Origin of the sequence: Mesorhizobium sp. M7A.F.Ca.US.008.03.1.1, from assembly GCF_003997495.1 — a bacterium.
In the GTDB taxonomy this organism is placed as follows: Bacteria; Pseudomonadota; Alphaproteobacteria; order Rhizobiales; family Rhizobiaceae; genus Mesorhizobium.
The window spans coordinates 118,887-138,077 of record NZ_RZRU01000004.1 but is presented as its reverse complement, the minus strand read 5'-3'; the positions used below and the strand labels follow the sequence as shown (position 1 = coordinate 138,077).

The following is a 19,191-nucleotide window of genomic DNA, read 5'->3' as shown; positions in this document are numbered from 1 at the left end:
AAGACCCATAAATACCCGATGCAGGAACGGTCGGCCGGGGTCAGGACATATCCATTCATTTCGGCGCAAGAGCACCCAGTCCGTACCCTTCAGCAAGGTTTGTACGTTGCGCCGGCCTGAACCGGCTGGCCGCAGAGAATTCCGCCCTGCGTGAGTATGGTGGCCAAATCTTCCCCCTCAGCCGTCAAGCACTGCACAACAAGGGTATCGCCAACCCTGGAAGGGATCTTGCCGTCGCAAGGTGTTCCGGCACCGACAGGTTTGCAGGCCAAGACGAGCCCCTGGTAGTCTGGCGCGCCGCTTCCGTCACCAGGAGACGCATAGCCTGAGGCCTGGAAAACGCCGCCCCGCACAGCAGGATCTTGCGACCGCCGACACGCAGATCATCGACCGATGGAATGGCGAGCTTGCCGTCAAACGGCTTGAGCGCGGCTACCGGCTTCGCGGGGGAAGGGCCGTCCTTCTGCATCACGATGATGCCCAGAAGCCAACACCAAACAAAACAGCCACGACGGCAAGCAACGCTATGCTCCTGACTGACAAAACCATCCTCCATCCGACCCTGTGCGGCTGGTCCGCTCATTTCGTCGCAAGGGCGTTCAGTCTTTCTATCTGCCGCATGTACTTCTCGATGACGATCGTTTCCGAAAACTGCCGCTCGACCTTGTTTCTGCTCTGGGCCCCCATCCTGTCCCTGGACGAGCCGTCCAGCCGCGCAAACTCGACCATCTTGCTCGCAAGGTCATCAGGGTCCCTCACCTTGCATAGGAAGCCATTGACGGCGTGGTCCACCACTTCCCGGCATCCTGGCACATCAGTTGCGATCAGCGGCTTGCCCATCGCAGCCGCCTCAAGCAGCGAGCGCGGCGTTCCCTCCCTGTAGGAGGGCAACACGACACAATCGGCGGCACGCATGAAAGGCCGCACATCGTCGGTGGAACCCAGATACTCGACCAACCCCTCACCGACCCATTTTTCAACCTGCTCACGGCTGACGGCGGTTCGGTTCTCGACATCAAGAAAGCCGAGCAGATGGAAACGCACCCCGGGCACCTCCTGGCGAACCAGACGGGCTGCCTCGATGAACTCGCCGACGCCTTTGTCCCAGAGAAGCCGGGCCACGAGAAGAAACACAATTGCACCGGACCGGATACGCGCTTCGGACGCCGGGGCAAAACGCTCGAGGTCGATCCCGGAGCCAGGCAAAAGCGCGGTTCGATCCTTGCGAACCAGGCGTTCGTCGACGAACAGCATCCGGTCATCGTCATTCTGGAAGAAAACCATTTTGGAACGGGCCAACGCCACCCGGTACAAGGCCTTGGCAATCCTGAGCAGCAGACCACCGCGGACGAACGCCGTGCCCAATCCCGAAATGTTGTTGATGACGGGAATGCCGTTCAGATTGGCCGCGATGGAGCCGAACACGTTGGGCTTGATCGTGAAGCCGACAAACGCCAGCGGTCTCTCGCGCCGCAAGAGACGCCAGTAGCGCCACAGAAGGACCAAATCCCGCAACGGTGACGTGCCGGAATTGTCCATGTCGAGTTCGACATAGCGGCAGCCCATGGCCGCAATCAGGGAAGAATACTCGTCTCTCGGCGCGATGACGACCACGTCATAGCCACGGCTCCGCAGCGCCTCGATCAGTCCCTTGCGGAAATTGACGACATTCCAGGATGTGTTTATCGAGACGACTATCTTGTTGCGAGCAACGGGGGTCATCTCTGCCCACCCGGATATGACGACGGCGCTCTCAACAGCATATCCGCAAACCGATCCGGCGATCTTTCCGACAAGGTCTTTCGGTACAAGGCCGACCGATCGCCGCCTTGAATGACCTTCACCAGTGCTTCCGCAATTTCCGACGCGCCAAAGCCGGCTGAAATCTCCAGGCCCGACAGCATGTCCAGATCTCCCGCACAGGGGGTGGTGACGATGCCGGGAATCCGGCAAGCCATCATCTCCAGAAGGACGTTGGGAAATCCTTCCATCGCCGACGTGAGGATGCCGGCACGCGCTGCGCGAAACAGCGGAAACGGGTTGTCTCTCTGACCGAGCAGATTTAGTCGCGAGGCCAGATCAAGCTTGCCGGCGCGGGCTCTCAACTCCGCTTCCATGGGTCCAGAGCCAACCATGGTCAGCTCATAATCCTCGCCGGTCCTTCGTCTGACCTCGGCCAGCACATCAACCGCGATCGTCGGACGCTTCACATCAATCAGCCGGCCGCACCAGACTATCTGCGGAAGGCGGGAAAGTATCTCGGCATCGTGCCCGGACAATGCTTCCATGGACATTTTGACGATGAGATCTTCGTCGACCGGGTTGGGCAAAGTACACAGCTTGGCGATTGCTCGCCGAGGCAATACGTCACGCAGGCGTTCATTCATATAGCTCGTTTGCGCGACTATCATGTCCTGGCTGCCATAGGCAGCGTAGAGCGCCTTGTAAGCGAGCGCGCGATGACCCTTGAAGCGGTCCAGAAGCACCGTGGACTCGCGGGCGACCAGCCTATCGCTGCGGAGAAGTCCAACGCTTCGGGCGGCAGCCAGAAACGAGTTTACCCGTGCGTGGCTCGAGAACACCAAATCGTACCGATGCCGGATCAGCCGCGGGGCGAGCAAAAACTCGCTCATGGCCTTACCGCCGCCAAAGCCGTAGCTGCACCGAATTCCGTCCTGGTGTGATCCAGCGGCCTCGCCCGCCCCCTGGCCACCCAAGAAGCCGATTTCGACGTCCCAGTCGGGTCGCTTTGCGAGTGCGCGCGCAACAAGTTTCAGGATGGTTTCGGCACCACCTCTTCTGTCGAGCGGAATGGCGATCAGCGCGAGCTTCCTTTTCATGAGCCGCGGGAACTCACTGTTTTCGCCGAAAGACATAGGCGTAGGTTTCAGCGGCATCCTTGCGGAGAAACAGGGCCGAAACGCCTAACCAGATGCGCCAAGCAAGAAAGGCCGGCACGAAAAAATAGAAGTAGGAGCTTTTCCAGAACAGACGGCGCTCGACAAGTTCCAAGTCGTTCCGTTTTGCGATTGTTTCGACGTCACTGGGCAAGCACTGGTCGTAGAAGGCCGGAAACCCGTCATGACCCATGCCCTTTTCAGGATAGATCGCAAACAGCAGCCGTCGTTTCATCCCCTCCGGCAGGACCCGATTCAATCTGGCAAAAACGGCGTTGCGCGAGGGCGAGAAAATGGCAACCACGCCTCCCGGCCTCACGCAACTGGCAATGCCGCGCAAGGCACCCTCGCCATCACGGACGTGTTCGAGCGTGGCCTGGCAAATGACGACGTCAGCATCGCCCCTCCCCCTGAACGAGGTAAGGTCCGCTTCAATCTCCTCGTCGTATATTCCGCGTGGTGCTTTCGACAACTCTTCCGCGTCGAGGTCGAGCCCAACGACAAAAAGCCCCAGGCGCCGCTTCTCCGAAAGGCTGACGAACGGCCTGGCACCACCGCCAAGATCGTAAACCCGTGCGTTTGAGGTAAGTAAGGGAGGTGCTATCTCCGTCGCAAAGGTCCGATTGCCGTCGATGCGAAGGCGCCGCGGCAGAGCTCTGTCCAGGAATTCGGAAATGACCACGTTCGCGCGAACAAACTTTCGCATTATCGACACAGCTTCACCACCGGTTCCGTTTGGCGATCTGCGCCCACTCGGATTTGACATCCGCGCTATATCCTGTGGAAGACGTAGAGCCGTGTATGATGCGAAAATGGGCCGAGCAACCGGTCCGCGGCAGCACGCAAACCTCTCAGGATTCCATTCTTGCTGTCGTACCAGGCCTGCATCGGCTTGGAGAAAAATGTCTCGTCCTTCAGCCCCTTGAAGCCTCCCCTTGGCTGTGATCCCAGAAGTTTGAAGCCGTGCTGTTCGAAACTGGAAACAATCGAAGACGGCCCAAGAACGAACTGGTAAAATCCGGCCTGTTCACCTGAAAACCTGGGGTAGAGACCCATTCTGATCTTCAAGCGTCGGAGAGGAGAAATGCTCGGCACTGTCACGAAGGCAACTCCTCCAGACCGGATGATGCGCCTCATCTCCAATGCGATCTCATCGTAACCGTCGAAGAAGTGCTCGATCACCCCCAAAGACCACACCCCATCGAAGAATTCGTCCGCGAAGCCCGTTGCTCGAACATCCCCCACGGTCACTTGCAAATGGGGCGCGGCACGGTTCACCATCCCCACGGTCTTCTGCGCGAAGTCGATCCCGTAGGCGGAAAAGCCTGCCTGGTGGAGGCCATGGACCGTATTGGCCAAGCCACATCCAGCGTCCAAGACCTTGGCTGATCCGGTCAGATATCGCTTGGTGGTTTCAACGACAAAGCGATCCGGCTTCAAGACAATCCCTTCGGCCCAGTGAGAATCCCAATAGTCGTCATCAGCCACCGTGCCGACATGGACGATGCGCCTGTTTTTCTCGTCGTAAAATGCTTTCTTCTCATTCATTTCTGGCATCCGGCCCGACCATCAAAACGGTACCCTGTTTCGCACCAGGCCCTTGGTCTGCAATCACATTCCTCAATGCGAAAAAGGAACAGGCAGCGGCAACGACATATCCGAACAAAAATGCCATTTCGCTGCCAAGCGGCACCCGCCACCAAAGGCCCAATGCCGCCAGACAACAGCAAGCCAACGCCCCTATCGCGTAGGAGTAGGTCAACGTCATCGCTTTGCTCGACCGAAGCGCAAACGGATCGATGATCACTTTTTTCGTCCTGTTGACCAGAACAGCACAAGAAACGATCCCGAACACCTCAGGGTCAAAAGACTTCCCCAGCCATCCGGAGGCATGGCCCGAGAAAAACAGACCAACTATGCCGGCCGCAGCCGCGGTCGCAAAAATGAGTGCGATGGCGGCTCCCTCGAACAGTCCGCGCCGAAACTCCCTGACGTTTCCATTTGCGGCACTGAGAAACGCCCTGGGCACGAAAACGAAGCTGGCCGCATTCATGAAGAAGCCGACGGACCGTTGTGAAAGATCGACACAAAATGAGAAGACACCGAGATGGGTCTCGGAGCCAAGCAACAAAACAATGTATCGAATGCCGACAAACAAGCCGCTCTCGGCCAGATTGCTCAACACAAATCCCCAGCCAGTGACTAGAGACCCGGCGAGATAGGAAAAGCCAGGCCGTCTCAGATTCATAGGTCCCAGGAAGGCAAATGAAATCAGCGCTCCAACGAAATAACTGAGCGAAAAGGCTGCAAGAGCCGAGCCAACTTTCGCATCTCCGACAAGCAGGATTATGGCTCCTGCCTGGTATGCGACCGCCTGGCCAATGGCCGACCAACCGTATGCCCACAAACGCAGTTGTGACCTCAAAATCTCTTGAAGTGCGGTGTGCAAGCCGAAAGAAACAATGATGGTCGCGGCGACAATATTGCCAAATCCCAGCCACGTCAGCGCCAGCCCAGCCAGGACGACAAACAACGCCACAACTGCCAGCATGGTCAAAATGGACGATACGTACTCTCTACCCATTCCCGCAGCATGCATTTTTGCGGAAACCGGCATTATCGAATAAGTCACGAAACCAAAAACAAGTGTCGAAATAAATGAAACTGTCGCAATCGTCGTGCTGAAAATACCGTACTGTCCAGTCTCCAGATGGCTCCCTATGTACAGCAACGTCGCTATGTTCAAAAGACCAGGAACAATTCGTATTACGATGGCTTCCACCAACTTCCACAAGCTGGCTTGTTTCATGAAGTCACCCGCATGAATGACCTCTTGAGCAAGAACGGGAAGCTCAAGACACCAAAGCTCAAACAGGCAAGAACCGCCTTGCCCAGGAACCGAACCGACTGATATCGTCCAAGCCAGAATGCCCTGATGTAGTTCAAGTTCAGCAACAACATCGGGTATGCATTTTGCCGCTGAAGAAGCCGAATCCTTGCCGTCATTCCCTCCGGCAAATATCGTTTTCGCCCAATCTCGACATTGACACAGATAACGTCGTATTCGATCGCCAATCTGGACCAGAGAAGAGATGTTGGAACACGGCGGAACCGCCCCGCTGGGGGCACGGCAACCCGTTTAAGCAAAGGAGTTCTGATCACCTCCTTCTTGTCGCCGACCACCCGTTCGTCGGCTCGCATCTTTATCAGGTTTGTCCGTTCCGACGGAAACGGCTCTGCTGCCGTCTCTGGGTGGCCAAGAGCCATCGAGAACACAAAACCGGCAATCTTCTCATCGACACCTCTCCGCGAGAGGTGTTCACAGACTTCCGGCAAGCGATCGGTGAAGAGATCGTCGTCATCGTCGAAGACCATGCAATAGTCGCCAGTGGCGGAAGCAATCGCCGAAAACATCGCGCGGCCTCTGCCGTCATTTGGGCCAGTGGTGACCACCAAACTGGCATCGCGAGACGCGATTTCGGCAAGCACTTCGTTCGTTCCGTCGGTCGAACCGTCGACATGGACGCATATCTGCAGTGGGCAGTCCGCACGCAACAGTTGCTGAACCAGCGCCGCAACGCGATCTCGCCGATTGAACGTGGGGATGCAGACGCTCAATAGCGCCTGGGACTGCAATGGATTGCTGACTGCCTGTTTGCGAGCCGTACCGATACCATCTGCTCCTGGCTACGTGATCATGGGACAGCGCGGATCAGCCGGGAAACGCCGAGCTTTATCTCCGCGCAAAATACGCCTTGTACCACTCGACAAACCGTCCGACGCCCTCGGTCACCGTCGTCGTCGGGCGGTAGCCGACCGCCTGCTCCAGCGCCGAGGTGTCGGCAAAGGTATCGGGCACATCGCCGGGCTGCAGCGGCAGCAGTTCGACGATGGCTTTCCTGCCAAGCGCGTTTTCCAGCGCCTCGACATAGGCGGTCAGCTTCACCGGGTTGTTGTTGCCGATGTTGAAGATGCGCCAGGGGGCGCTGCTTGTGGCCGGATCGGGACGGTTGGAGTCCCAGGCGGCATTGCCCGTGGCCGGGCTGTCGCTGGCGCGGATCACGCCTTCGGCGATGTCGTCGACATAGGTGAAGTCGCGCGTGTGGTTGCCGTTGTTGAACAGCTTGATCGGCTCGCCGGCAAGGATGTTCCTGGTGAACAGGAACAGCGCCATGTCCGGGCGCCCCCAGGGGCCATAGACGGTGAAGAAGCGAAGCCCGGTCGTCGGCAGCCCGAACAGGTGGCTGTAGCTGTGCGCCATCAGCTCGTTGGCGCGCTTGGTCGCGGCGTAGAACTGCAGCGGGTGGTCGGCCGGCCTGTGCTCGGAAAACGGCATGTCGGTGTTGGCGCCGTAGACACTGGACGTGCTGGCATAGGTCAAATGCGCAACGGCGCTGTTGCGGCAGGCCTCCAGCATGTTGGTGTAGGCAATGATATTGCTTTCGACATAGGCATGCGGGTTTTCCAGGCTGTAGCGAACCCCGGCCTGGGCGGCTAGATGGATCACCCGGTCGAATGCGTGGTCGGCAAAGCAGGCGTCGACCACGCTTTTGTCGGCGAGATTGCCGCGGATGAAATGATAGCCGGCGTTGGTCTTGCGGCTCGCCTCGTCCAGGAGCCGCAGCCTCGCGTCCTTGATCCGCGGATCGTAGTAGTCGTTGACATTGTCAATGCCGACGACCTCGTCGCCGCGCTCCAGCAGCCGCTTCGCTACGTGATACCCTATGAAGCCGGCCGCGCCGGTGACCAGAACCCTCATCAGAAGCGCCCATCCGTGACATGCCTGGGGAACAGACCCTTGATGTCGTAGATGACGCCCGGGGTCTTGCAAAGCGCCAGCAGGCCGTCGACGCCCAACGCGCGGAACTGCCTGTGGCCGACGGCCACGATTACGCCGTCATAGCGCTGGTCGGGAACGTCCTTCATGCTGGCTACGCCGAAGGCAAGCGCGCATTCCTGCGCGTTGACCCAGGGGTCCCATATGTCGATGCCGGCATTGTATTCCTTCAGTTGGGCAACGATATCGGCGACCCTGGAGTTCCTCAGGTCCGGACAATTTTCCTTGAAAGCCGCGCCCATCACCAGAATCCGGCTGCCTACGACAGGTATTCCCTTGCGCATCATCAGGCGGGCGGTCTGATCCGCCGCGTGCTGACCCATGCCGTCATTGATACGGCGGCCGGCAAGAATCACCTCCGGATGATAGCCGAGTTCCTGGGCCTTGTGGGTGAGATAGTAGGGATCGACGCCGATGCAGTGGCCGCCGACGAGACCAGGCGTGAAGCGCAGGAAATTCCATTTGGTGCCGGCGGCTTCCAGCACTTCGGACGTGTCGATGCCCAGCTTGCCGAAAATAAGCGACAGTTCGTTCATCAGCGCGATGTTGAGGTCGCGCTGAGTGTTCTCGATGACCTTGGCCGCTTCGGCGACTGCAATGCTCGATGTACGGTGCGTGCCTGCCGGCACGATCGAGGCATAGAGCGCATCGATACCTTCGGCCGCTTCCGGCGTCGAGCCGCTGGTGACCTTGACGATCGTTTGCAACCGATGCTCGCGGTCGCCCGGGTTGATGCGCTCGGGACTGTAGCCGAGGTAGAACTCCTCATTGTAACGCAGGCCTGAATGTTTCTCGATCAGCGGCGCGCACACCTCTTCCGTGCAGCCGGGATAGACGGTCGATTCGAAGATCACCACCGCGCCTGGCGAGATGACCTCACCGACCAAAGTCGATGCCATGATCAACGATTTCAGATCCGGGCGGTTGGCCCTGTCGATCGGCGTTGGAACCGTGACGATGAAAATCCCGCAATCGCGCAGATCGGCCTTGTCTGTGGTGAATGTCAGCCGCCACGCAGCACTGATCTCATCACTGCTGGCTTCCAGCGTATGGTCGTCACCACGCTTCAGCGCGTCCACCCTCGACTGGTTGATGTCGAACCCGACGACATCCCTGGTGGCGCCAAAAGCGACCGCCAGCGGCAGGCCGACATAGCCAAGCCCGATGATCGCTATTTTCCTGGACGCGAGATCCATCTGCTTCCTGTGCTTGCTATTCCAGAGCCATGCTTCGCGTTGGTTATCGCGCACCAAAGCCGGTAATGATCGTTTTCATTGTCTTGAGGGTTATCAAAACGTCTAACCAAGGCGAAAAGTTCTTTATGTAATAGAAATCATAGTGCAATTTTTCCATAACGTCATCGACGGCAGCCACATGGCCCTGATTGACTTGTGCCCACCCACTTATGCCTGGCCTGACGATATGCCTGTAGCGATAGAATGGCAGCTCAGCCTCGTACCACTGTGACAGCACGACAGCTTCCGGTCGCGGTCCGATCCAACTCATTTCGCCACGCAGGATGTTGATGACCTGCGGCAGTTCGTCGATCCTGGATTTTCGCAGGAAACGGCCGACTCGGGTGATGCGATCATCGTCGTGCCTGGTGATCGCCCTCTCCTTGTCGCTGCCGGCGCCAGAGTGCTGGCGCATCGAGCGAAACTTGTAGACCGTGCAGATCTTGCCCCGGTAGCCCACGCGTTGCTGGCGAAACAGCGCGGGACCATCGGAATCCAGCCGGATCAGCAGCGCTATCAACGCCAGAACAGGGGAAAGAACGATAATCAAGACAAAAGCCGAGACCCAGTCGACCGCCTGCTTGATCTTGAGATAGGCCTGGTTCGGATTGAGCGAACCCAGCGTGTTTTCCGACAGATGCTCGATCTCGACCCGACCGGTCAGCGACTCGCTGACCTGCTTGACGTGGTATACGGGCGTTCCCGAAAGGGCTCGATCCGCGATGTATCGTTCCCATTCCGCGCCAAGATCGGCACGCAGATCAACGACCACGCCGCTGGCTCTTTCGATTATCGTACTGGTCGTCTTGATCCAAAACCAATGCACACCCGGTAACGTCTTGAGGCGCTCGACATCTCCGCCGGGAACCACGACGAGCCGGTACGGATCGAGACGCCGCGTCAACAGGCTCAGGCCGAAATACCAGAGCGTGGACTGGGTGAAGCTGGCGGCGGCTTGAAACCGGCTGTATTCAAACCGAAAAAAGAAGATGGTCAGGAAAACAGCCCCGTAGGACAGGGCAAATGTCGGCAAGATGTAACTTGCCGCGGCCACGCCCGGGAAATTTCCGATGCGGCGATAGGATAAGAAACCCACAAGGTGCGCGATGACCGCAGCGGCTACTGTTACCTGGAGATTGGCCGAATAGATAAACTCAGGATTGAAGACAATCCGGATGATCGCCGGCGCAAAAATCGCGAATGTCAGTCCGCCAAGCAGTTGAAACCGAATCCTGAACAGGAAGTGCCGGCTTCCGACAATAGTCGACGCTGCGACATTCAATGTCTTCCCCCCCTCCCCGAGGCTGCTGTGTCGGCGACAGACCAGCGCGATAGTGCATCTGACCTGCTCGCGCACAAAAACGAATCGGACGTCTCGCCCCCCGGCGATTCGATACAGTCGGAGACCAAGAGCTACGACAGCGCGGCTGCGCCATCAAGCATCTATTTCTCAGATCAACAGTGCGGGAAATTTTTGATCAACAGAATTGCTTGATTCAATTGAAAAGCTACCGCCTGCAACGCGCCAACGCCGGAAGATAGGGCGAATAATGCGATGTAATTTCCAGCACCGCTTCGGCGATCAATCTGTTGGCAAGTCGCTTGGGAGCTGGCCGATCGGCTTCGAAGCCGCCGCATCTTGGGGCCCGGCTTTGCTTAATCGATTGTAGTGGCCGGACGGCCTTACCGACGCCTTGCCTTTCGCACTGCAGCATCATATCGCTCCAAGGACGGACCGGCGGAACTTTCCCTTTCGCCAATCTTTCCAATCTCCTGCAACCGGAGAGCAATGCATGACCAAATGGGTTTTCACCTTTGGCGATGGTGCGGCGGAAGGCCGTGCCAGCGACAAGAATCTCCTGGGCGGCAAGGGCGCCAACCTGGCCGAGATGTGCAGCCTGGGGCTGCCGGTGCCGCCGGGCTTCACCATCACCACGGAGGTCTGCAACGCCTATTACGCCAATGGCCGCACCTATCCGGCCGGGTTGGAAGCCGATGTCGCGGTCGCGCTCGATCACATCGGCCGGCTCACCGGCCGTCGGTTTGGCGACCCGTCGAAACTGCTGCTGGTGTCGGTGCGTTCGGGGGCTCGCGCCTCGATGCCCGGCATGATGGACACCGTGCTCAATCTCGGCCTGAACGACGAGACGGTCGAGGCGCTGGCCGCCGATTCCGGCGATGCGCGCTTTGCCTATGACAGCTACCGCCGCTTCATCCAGATGTATTCCGATGTCGTCATGGGCCTCGACCATGAGGTTTTCGAGGAAATCCTGGAGGACCAGAAAGGCGGGCTCGGGCATGAGCTCGACACCGAACTGACGGCGCTCGAATGGCAGGGCGTTATCGCGCTCTACAAGGCCAAGGTCGAGGAAGAACTCGGCAGGCCGTTTCCGCAGGATCCGCACGAGCAGCTGTGGGGCGCGATATCAGCCGTGTTCTCGAGCTGGATGAACAACCGCGCCATCACCTACCGGCGCCTGCACGACATTCCCGAAAGCTGGGGCACGGCGGTCAATGTCCAGGCCATGGTGTTCGGCAATATGGGCGAAACCTCGGCCACCGGCGTTGCCTTCACCCGCAACCCGTCGACCGGCGAAAAGATGCTCTATGGCGAGTTCCTGGTGAACGCGCAGGGCGAGGACGTCGTCGCCGGCATCCGTACGCCGCAGAACATCACCGAGGCGGCGCGCATCGCAGCGGGCTCGGACAAGCCGTCCCTGCAGAAGCTGATGCCGGACGCATTCCAGTCGTTCGTCACCATCTCCGACAGCCTGGAAAAGCACTATCGCGACATGCAAGATCTCGAATTCACCATCGAGCGCGGCAAATTGTGGATGCTGCAGACCCGTTCCGGCAAGCGCACCGCCAAGGCGGCGCTGAAAATTGCCGTCGAGATGGCGCGGGACAGACTGATCACGAAAGAGGAGGCGGTCGCCCGTATCGACCCGGCCTCGCTCGACCAGCTGCTGCATCCGACCATCGACCCCAAAGCTGCACGCGATGTCATTGGCATTGGCCTGCCGGCGTCGCCCGGTGCCGCCACCGGCGAGATCGTCTTTTCCTCCGGTGACGCCGAGGAATTGAAGACGCAAGGCCGCAAGGCGATCCTGGTGCGCATCGAAACCAGCCCTGAGGATATCCACGGCATGCATGCGGCTGAAGGCATCCTGACCACGCGCGGCGGCATGACCAGCCACGCCGCGGTGGTGGCGCGCGGCATGGGCAAGCCTTGCGTGTCGGGCGCCGGCTCGCTGCGCGTCGACTACAAGGCCGGCACGCTGATGGCGATGGGCTCGACCTTCCGCAAGGGCGACATCGTCACCATCGACGGCGGCAATGGCCAGGTGCTGAAGGGCGCCGTGCCAATGCTGCAGCCCGAACTTTCCGGCGATTTCGCCGCCATCATGGAGTGGGCGGACGCGGTGCGTCGCATGAAGGTGCGCACCAATGCCGAAACGCCGCTCGACGCGCGCATGGCGCGCTCCTTCGGCGCCGAAGGCATCGGCCTTTGCCGCACCGAGCATATGTTCTTCGATGGCGACCGCATCGTCGCCATGCGCGAGATGATCCTGGCGGACACTGAAAAGGACCGGCGCGCCGCACTCGCCAAGCTTCTGCCCATGCAACGCTCGGACTTCCTCGAACTGTTCGAAATCATGGCCGGCCTGCCGGTGACGATTCGCCTCCTGGATCCCCCGCTGCACGAATTCCTGCCCAAGACCGAGGAGGAGGTGGCCGAGGTCGCCGCCGCCATGAAGGTGTCGCCGGACAAGCTCAGGCAGCGCACCGAGGCGCTGCACGAGTTCAACCCGATGCTCGGCCATCGCGGCTGCCGCCTGGCCGTCTCCTACCCCGAGATCGCCGAGATGCAGGCGCGGGCCATTTTCGAGGCGGCCGTGGAGGCCGGCAGGAAGGCCGGCGCCCTGGTGGTCCCCGAGATCATGGTGCCGCTCGTCGGCCTGGTGAAGGAGCTCGACTACGTCAAGGCGCGCATCGATGCGGTTGCCAAGAGCGTCATGGAGGAAACCGGCGTCAAGATCGACTACCTCACGGGAACCATGATTGAGCTCCCCCGCGCCGCGATCCGTGCCCATGTCATTGCAGAGTCGGCCGAATTCTTCTCCTTCGGCACCAACGACCTGACCCAGACGACCTTCGGCATCTCGCGCGACGATGCGGCCTCGTTCCTGGAAACCTACCGCCAGAAGGGCATTATCGATCAGGACCCGTTCGTCTCGCTCGACATCGACGGCGTCGGCGAACTGGTGCGCATGGCCGCGCAGAAGGGCAAGGCTACGCGGCCCGACATCAAGCTCGGCATCTGCGGCGAACATGGCGGCGATCCGGCCTCGATCCGCTTTTGCGAAGAGGTTGGCCTCGATTACGTGTCCTGTTCGCCCTATCGCGTGCCGATCGCCAGGCTGGCGGCCGCGCAGGCAGCGGTGCAGGTGGCGAAAACAGGCCGCGGATAGGACCCATCCAGCTTACCGTTTTGTAAGGCAATTCACGCGAACGTGCTGGCGGCGTCGCGTAATCTCGACATTGTTCCTGCCCAATTTGCGGCCATCCGCAAATTGCTTACGGAAACAGATGCTGCAGATTTCTCCCGCGCGGTTCCACTCGATCCTGGTCATTCAAACCAAGTTCATAGGAGATCTCGTCCTCGCCTCGGCGCTCGCCAAAAACCTGCGGCTCGAATTCCCCGGCGCCAGCATCGTCTTTCTATGCGAGGCCCGCTTCGAGAGCTTCGTCATGGCCCATGGTATCGCTTCCGAGGTGGTCGCATTCAGGCGCGACCGCATGCGCGGAACGCCCTTGGAGCGCGGGAAGGAGCTCTACGCCATGGTGCGGGCGTTGCGCCGCTTCCACTTCGACCTGACCATTGACCTGACCGATTCGAAGACGTCGCGCATCGTCACCGGGCTCGTCAAGGCAAAGACCCGTGTCGGTTATAGTCCTTCCGAAAGACCCTTGCGTATGCTGGAGCGGCAGCCCGCCAACGTCTTTGCCAAGCCCTACGGCTTTGATGGCCAGCATTTCCTGTACCGCTACCTCTCGCCGCTCGAAGCGCTCGGCATCGAACTTCGTACGGTGATTCCGAACCTTCAGCCGCTGCCACTGGAGACAGCGAAGGCATTGGCGCTGCTGGGTAAGCACCATCTGCGCCCAAACGCCTTCATCGCTGTGCATGCGGGTGCAAGCTTCGAGGGGCGACGTTGGCAGCCGGAGCGGTTTGCCGCAGCGATCGTCGAGATCGCCGGTGAGACTGGCCTGGACGTTGTCCTGGTGGGTGGCCCGGACGAGCGCGAGATCGCCGAACGCATCGTCGCCAGGACCGCGCCGTCGGTCGTCAATCTCGTCGGCGACTTGTCGCTTGAAAGCCTGCTGGCGGTGTTGAAACAGGCCCGGCTGTTTCTCGGCAATGAGAGCGGCCCGATGCACATGGCCGCAGCCGCCGGGACCCCGGTTGTCGGGCTGTTCGGTCTGACGGAGCCGTCGCGCTGGGGTCCCGTCGGCGTGCCCAGCATCTCGCTCCAGCCGCCGATGCCTTGCGCCTGCATGGCCGAGGACCTCTGCCGCGCGCCGGATCCCAGCAAGGCATGCTGCGTCTGGGGCCTGGAGGTCAAGCCTGTGGTCGACGCGGTGCGCGAGGTTCTCTTGCGCACCGAAATGAAGCTGGAATGCGCCATCTGAGATCATGCGTCGCATGCACGACTCTCGACGCGGTGGAATGACCCCTTCGCCACAGGAACGGTCACATTGTCGCGTGGAGCGCTTTTCTGCTATGCATCATCCCGATTTCCGCCTTCATGCGAGTCTTTGGGATGCCTGCTTGAAATGACGGGTCAGGAAATCGGTTTGATGCACCTGCTGCAAAAAAATCTCTGCATGATCGCCATATCGTTGGCGATGGTATCCGTCGGTCATGCCGCGCCGCTCGTCGAGCCGACGCTGCACATCAAGCCGCAGGCGAGCGGCGCCGGCCGTGTGGCACTCACGCTCGACGCGTGCGGTGGACAGACCGACAACCGGATCCTTTTGGCGCTGGTGGACAACAAGATCCCCGCCACCATTTTCGTGACCGGCATCTGGCTGAAGCGAAATGCCGCCGCCGTCGAGATCATGCGGGCGCATCCCGATTTGTTCGAACTGGAAAATCACGGCGGCCACCACATCCCGGCGGTAGACACGCCGCGGAAAATCTACGGCATCCGCAGCGCCGGCAGCCCGGATGCGGTGCTGGCCGAGGTCGAATCGGGAGCCGCCGCTCTTGCCGGGACCGGCGAGCCGGCGCCGAAATGGTTTCGTGGCGCAACCGCCGAATACAGCCCGTCGGCAATCGCCATGATCCGCAAGCTTGGCTTCAAGGTCGCGGGATTCTCGATAAACGGCGACGGTGGCTCTTTGCTCGGCGCCAAGGAAACCGCGCGGCGCATCGCGGCGGCCAAGGACGGCGACGTCATTATCTCGCATATCAACCAGCCGACCCATGCGGCCGGCGAAGGCGTGGTGCAGGGGCTGCTGGCGCTCAAGGCCAAGGGCTTGACCTTTGTGCGGCTCGACGATGCCGACGGCATCGGCAATAACGGCACGACGGAGTGAGTGGCCAGCCGAGCGTATCTCAATGCCTTCGGTGTTGGCTCAGTCCGGTTTGGCTTCGATCGTGACCTTGCTGGCGTAGAATGCGCCGTGGTTGCCGATTTCAGCCATCTCGTCGAAAGGCCGCTCGTACGCCCACATGGCGTTGAGACCGGTCTCGCCGGCAGGCAGCACGCTCCAATAGCTTGCGTCGCCCTTGTAGGGGCAATGGGTCGAGTGGTCGGTGCGGCCAAGCTTGCCGAAATCGATGTCGGCGAACGGAATGTAGAAGGCCGCCGGATAGGGAGCCTCGGTCAGCACCTTGGCCTTCGCTGTTGAAGCGATGACCACGTCTCCGGCACGTACGGTAACGGTGCCGGCATAGGGCTCGATGGTGATGACTTTGTCCGGGTTGCGTTGGAAACCGGGTGCGGGGTTGGCGATCTGATCCATGCGGGGGCTCTCCTTGCGTCGACTTTAAGTGTGTCGCGCAAGCGCATTGCGCAAGCCGCTATCGCCATCCAGCACGCAAAACTCGCCGGGCCGACGCCGATGGATCGCGCCTTGGAATCCTCGGGATACCTGTCGTCAGCTGTCAGGCGGCGGCCTTGAACACGTCCATGAGACCGGCATAGGCGGCGGCGATCCCGGCGACCGGGTTGCTGCTTCTCGATACGGTCTCGACCTTCAGGGAACCACCACCGGTCGGCAAGGTAAGCAGCAGGAACTGGCGGTTTCCGCCATCGCCGACCGAAGCGGCCGCGACGTGCTGGTCCTCGCCCTGGTTCTGGACACACATCTTGAACAGCAGCGTGCCGCCGACCGCTTCGAGCGCGCCGCCGACAACTTCAACAAATTCATCTTCGGAAACAGTCTTTGTGTCCGGCACCAGATCGGCCAGACTTTCGGCAAGCGTACTCTCGAGAGCCTTGTCGTCGAGCTGCGCGTCCATGCGAACCTCTTTCAGTCGCCAATCGCTCCCCTTTGCCCGTTAACGAAACTTAACGCCGACGATGGCCGGATTGTGGCGGTTTTCCACCAATGCGGCCCTCGGTGGCGCTGGCGGCTGGACAATCCGCCGGTTCGCTCCACAATAGCCCGAAAAGCACAATGCAAAGCGTGAGGGAGGACCGAATGCTGGGACTGATGCAGGAATGGCCGCTGCTTTGCCATAAGCTTATCGACAATGCCGAGCGGCAGCATGGCGTGCGCGAGATCGTGTCACGCTCGATCGAGGGGCCGATTGTGCGCACCACGTACGCCGACATCCATCGTCGCGCCCTGAAGGTCGCCCAGCGGCTGGAGCGCGACGGCTATGGGTTGGGCGACCGCATCGCGACGCTGGCCTGGAACACCGCCCGCCATATCGAGGCCTGGTATGGCATCATGGGCATCGGCGGCATCTACCACACGCTCAATCCGCGGCTGTTTCCCGAGCAGATCGTCTGGATCATGAACCATGCCGAGGACAAGGCCGTCTTCGTCGACCTGACCTTCGTGCCGCTGCTCGAGAAAATCGCCGGCGCCGTAAAATCGCTGAAACAGGTGATCGTGCTGACCGACAAGGCGCATATGCCGCGCACGACATTGCCCAACGCGGTTGCCTATGAAGACTGGCTTGACGAGGCAGATGGCGACTTCGCCTGGAAGACCTTCGACGAAAGCACCGCCGCCGGCATGTGTTACACGTCCGGGACCACGGGCGATCCCAAGGGCGTCGTCTACAGCCACCGTTCGAACGTGCTGCATGCCATGATCGCTGCCATGCCCGACGCCATGGGGCTGTCGTCGCGCGATACGATCCTGCCTGTCGTGCCGATGTTTCACGCCAACGCCTGGGGCCTTGGCCAGAGCGGGCCGATGATCGGTGCCAAGCTGGTCATGCCCGGCTGCAAGATGGACGGCGCCTCGATCTACGAACTGCTCGACACCGAGAAGGTGACCTTCAGTGCCGCCGTGCCGACCGTCTGGATGATGCTGCTGCAGCATCTGGAGGAGACCGGCAAGAAGCTTCCCTATCTCAACAAGGTCGTCATCGGTGGCTCGTCCTGCCCGCGCGCGATCATGACGAAGTTTCAGCAGAACTACGACGTCCAGGTCATCCATGCCTGGGGCATGACCGAAATGTCGCCGCTCGGCACGCTGTGTACCCTGAAGCCGGACTATGCCGGTCTTGAAGGCGAAGCCCGGCTCGATGTCCAGCAGAAACAGGGCTATCCGCCGTTCGGCGTCGAGATGAAGGTGACCGACGACGCCAACAATGCGCAACCCTGGGACGGCAAGACATTTGGGCGCTTGAAAGTGCGTGGGCCGGCCGTTGCCCGCGCCTATTATGGCGGCGCCGGCGTGGAGCAGTTCGACGAGGATGGCTGGTTCGACACCGGCGACGTCGCCCACATCGACGCCGGCGGCTATATGCAGATCACCGATCGCGCCAAGGACGTCATTAAGTCCGGCGGCGAATGGATTTCGACCATCGACCTCGAAAACCTGGCTGTCGGCCACCCCGATGTCGCCGAGGCGGCAGCCATCGGCGTTCAGCATTCGAAATGGGGCGAACGGCCGCTGCTGGTCGTCGTCCGCAAACCGGGCAAGGAACCGAGCAAGGCTGATATTCTCGACTTCATGGACGGCAAGGTGGCGAAATGGTGGATGCCGGACGATGTCGCCTTCGTCGGCGAAATTCCGCACACCGCCACCGGCAAGATCCAGAAGATCACCTTGCGCCAGCAGTTCAAGGATTATCGCCTGCCGACGGATTGACGGGAATGTTGTGTCTTTCGGCTTCAAGCCGCTGCCAAAAGGTTCTAAGTTTCCGTTCGGGTTGGGGTGGTGCGGCGATCGATGGCAAGTATTCCTGAACGGCAAACGTCGAGGGCGGCCGGATGGTCGCGGCGCACGGCCGCTTTTTCGTTGGTGCTGCTGCTGACGGTCTTTGTCGGCCATCGCTTCGATCTCGTCGAAACACCGGTCTTTCTGTGGGTGCTCGGCATTGTCGCGCTGCTGGCGGCGATGGCGCTGTTGTTTGCCGGGTTTGCCTTTTCGCGGCTCTGGAATTTCGGCGACCGCGGCGGTCGCGACCTGACGGTCGGCGCGCTGCTGGCGCTGCTGGTGCTCGCACCCTATGGCGTCGCCGCCTACTGGGCGACAATCTATCCGCCGCTCAGGGACATCTCGACGGATTTCGACGAACCGCCGGCGCTCGACGTGAGCGACCGCACGAAGGATATGAACGTGCTTGCGCCGCCGACGCCTGGGGAACAGCGGCTGCAGACCGATAGCTATCCGCTGGTCAGCGCACGCAGCTACGACCTGCCATTCGAGACTGTCGTCAATGCCGTCGAAACCGTGCTCGACCGGCGCGATTGGGATCTATCGGAGCCCTATCCAGATCTCGCCGGGCAAAACGAGGTGACCATCACCGCCGTCGCCAAAGGCTTCGTGATCGGCCTTCCCGCCGATGTGGGGATCCGCGTGACGGACGATGGCGACACGGTCGTCGTCGACATGCGGTCGGCATCCCGCTACGGCCGCTACGACCTTGGCGACAATGCCTCGCGCATCACCGAATTCCTGGCGGAACTCGACCAGGAAGTCGCCGGTCAGGTTGGCGCCGCGCCGGCCGAATAAGGCGTCGGCACTT

Annotated in this window: 17 protein-coding genes; 5 read left to right on the top strand and 12 right to left on the bottom strand. The window is 60.4% G+C overall.

Annotated features, from left to right (window positions below; translation table 11 throughout):
* Nucleotides 1-184 precede the first annotated feature (184 nt).
* The 10 genes from EOA16_RS32850 to EOA16_RS08625 form a co-directional block, all read right to left on the bottom strand.
* Nucleotides 185-583, bottom strand: a complete 399-nt coding sequence (locus EOA16_RS32850; protein ID WP_127257163.1) for a hypothetical protein — start codon at nt 581-583, stop codon at nt 185-187.
* A complete protein-coding gene (locus EOA16_RS08665; RefSeq protein WP_127257161.1) occupies nt 580-1,722 on the bottom strand; it encodes a glycosyltransferase family 4 protein in 1,143 nt (380 codons plus the stop codon). Before EOA16_RS08665 ends, EOA16_RS32850 begins: the two co-directional genes overlap by 4 nt.
* Nucleotides 1,719-2,876, bottom strand: a complete 1,158-nt coding sequence (locus EOA16_RS08660) for a glycosyltransferase (protein ID WP_164754174.1) — start codon at nt 2,874-2,876, stop codon at nt 1,719-1,721. Before EOA16_RS08660 ends, EOA16_RS08665 begins: the two co-directional genes overlap by 4 nt.
* The gene (locus EOA16_RS08655; RefSeq protein ID WP_164754173.1) at nt 2,854-3,603 is read right to left on the bottom strand and encodes a methyltransferase domain-containing protein; all 750 of its coding nucleotides are present in this window, start codon (nt 3,601-3,603) and stop codon (nt 2,854-2,856) included. Before EOA16_RS08655 ends, EOA16_RS08660 begins: the two co-directional genes overlap by 23 nt.
* Nucleotides 3,604-3,668: 65 nt before the next feature.
* The gene (locus EOA16_RS08650; protein ID WP_164754172.1) at nt 3,669-4,445 is read right to left on the bottom strand and encodes a class I SAM-dependent methyltransferase; all 777 of its coding nucleotides are present in this window, start codon (nt 4,443-4,445) and stop codon (nt 3,669-3,671) included.
* The gene (locus tag EOA16_RS08645) at nt 4,438-5,706 is read right to left on the bottom strand and encodes a hypothetical protein (protein WP_127257154.1); all 1,269 of its coding nucleotides are present in this window, start codon (nt 5,704-5,706) and stop codon (nt 4,438-4,440) included. Before EOA16_RS08645 ends, EOA16_RS08650 begins: the two co-directional genes overlap by 8 nt.
* Nucleotides 5,703-6,533, bottom strand: coding sequence for a glycosyltransferase (locus EOA16_RS08640; RefSeq protein WP_164754171.1), 831 nt, complete (start codon nt 6,531-6,533; stop codon nt 5,703-5,705). The genes EOA16_RS08645 and EOA16_RS08640 overlap by 4 nt, the downstream gene beginning before the upstream one ends.
* A 97-nt stretch (nt 6,534-6,630) precedes the next feature.
* The gene (locus EOA16_RS08635; protein WP_127257151.1) at nt 6,631-7,656 is read right to left on the bottom strand and encodes an NAD-dependent epimerase; all 1,026 of its coding nucleotides are present in this window, start codon (nt 7,654-7,656) and stop codon (nt 6,631-6,633) included.
* Nucleotides 7,656-8,930 (bottom strand): nucleotide sugar dehydrogenase, encoded by a 1,275-nt coding sequence (locus EOA16_RS08630; protein WP_127257149.1) that lies wholly within the window; start codon nt 8,928-8,930, stop codon nt 7,656-7,658. Before EOA16_RS08630 ends, EOA16_RS08635 begins: the two co-directional genes overlap by 1 nt.
* 43 nt (nt 8,931-8,973) lie before the next feature.
* Complete coding sequence (locus EOA16_RS08625) at nt 8,974-10,251, bottom strand: sugar transferase (RefSeq protein WP_245455886.1); 1,278 nt, start codon at nt 10,249-10,251, stop codon at nt 8,974-8,976.
* Between the two features lie 511 nt (nt 10,252-10,762).
* Between EOA16_RS08625 and ppdK the strand changes: the two genes are divergently transcribed.
* The 3 genes from ppdK to EOA16_RS08610 all read left to right on the top strand — a co-directional run bounded on the left by ppdK (nt 10,763) and on the right by EOA16_RS08610 (nt 15,572).
* A complete protein-coding gene (gene ppdK / locus EOA16_RS08620; RefSeq protein WP_127257147.1) occupies nt 10,763-13,441 on the top strand; it encodes a pyruvate, phosphate dikinase in 2,679 nt (892 codons plus the stop codon).
* 118 nt (nt 13,442-13,559) lie between these two features.
* Nucleotides 13,560-14,663: a glycosyltransferase family 9 protein gene (locus tag EOA16_RS08615; protein ID WP_127257146.1), complete on the top strand. Its 1,104-nt coding sequence runs from the start codon at nt 13,560-13,562 to the stop codon at nt 14,661-14,663.
* A 168-nt stretch (nt 14,664-14,831) separates the two neighbouring features.
* Nucleotides 14,832-15,572: a polysaccharide deacetylase family protein gene (locus EOA16_RS08610; RefSeq protein ID WP_127257144.1), complete on the top strand. Its 741-nt coding sequence runs from the start codon at nt 14,832-14,834 to the stop codon at nt 15,570-15,572.
* A 39-nt stretch (nt 15,573-15,611) separates the two neighbouring features.
* Here EOA16_RS08610 and EOA16_RS08605 read toward each other — a convergent pair whose 3' ends face one another.
* On the bottom strand, nt 15,612-16,001 hold the full coding sequence (locus tag EOA16_RS08605) for a DUF427 domain-containing protein (RefSeq protein ID WP_127257142.1): 390 nt from the start codon (nt 15,999-16,001) through the stop codon (nt 15,612-15,614).
* A gap of 142 nt (nt 16,002-16,143) precedes the next feature.
* The gene (locus tag EOA16_RS08600) at nt 16,144-16,500 is read right to left on the bottom strand and encodes a hypothetical protein (protein WP_013532740.1); all 357 of its coding nucleotides are present in this window, start codon (nt 16,498-16,500) and stop codon (nt 16,144-16,146) included.
* A 182-nt stretch (nt 16,501-16,682) separates the two neighbouring features.
* On the opposite strand from EOA16_RS08600, the gene EOA16_RS08595 reads away from it, so the two are divergent.
* Together EOA16_RS08595 and EOA16_RS08590 are read left to right on the top strand one after the other, a co-directional pair.
* Nucleotides 16,683-18,311 (top strand): fatty-acid--CoA ligase, encoded by a 1,629-nt coding sequence (locus tag EOA16_RS08595; RefSeq protein ID WP_127257141.1) that lies wholly within the window; start codon nt 16,683-16,685, stop codon nt 18,309-18,311.
* Between the two features lie 81 nt (nt 18,312-18,392).
* Nucleotides 18,393-19,178: a DUF1499 domain-containing protein gene (locus tag EOA16_RS08590; protein WP_127257139.1), complete on the top strand. Its 786-nt coding sequence runs from the start codon at nt 18,393-18,395 to the stop codon at nt 19,176-19,178.
* The last annotated feature ends 13 nt before the right edge of the window (nt 19,179-19,191 follow it).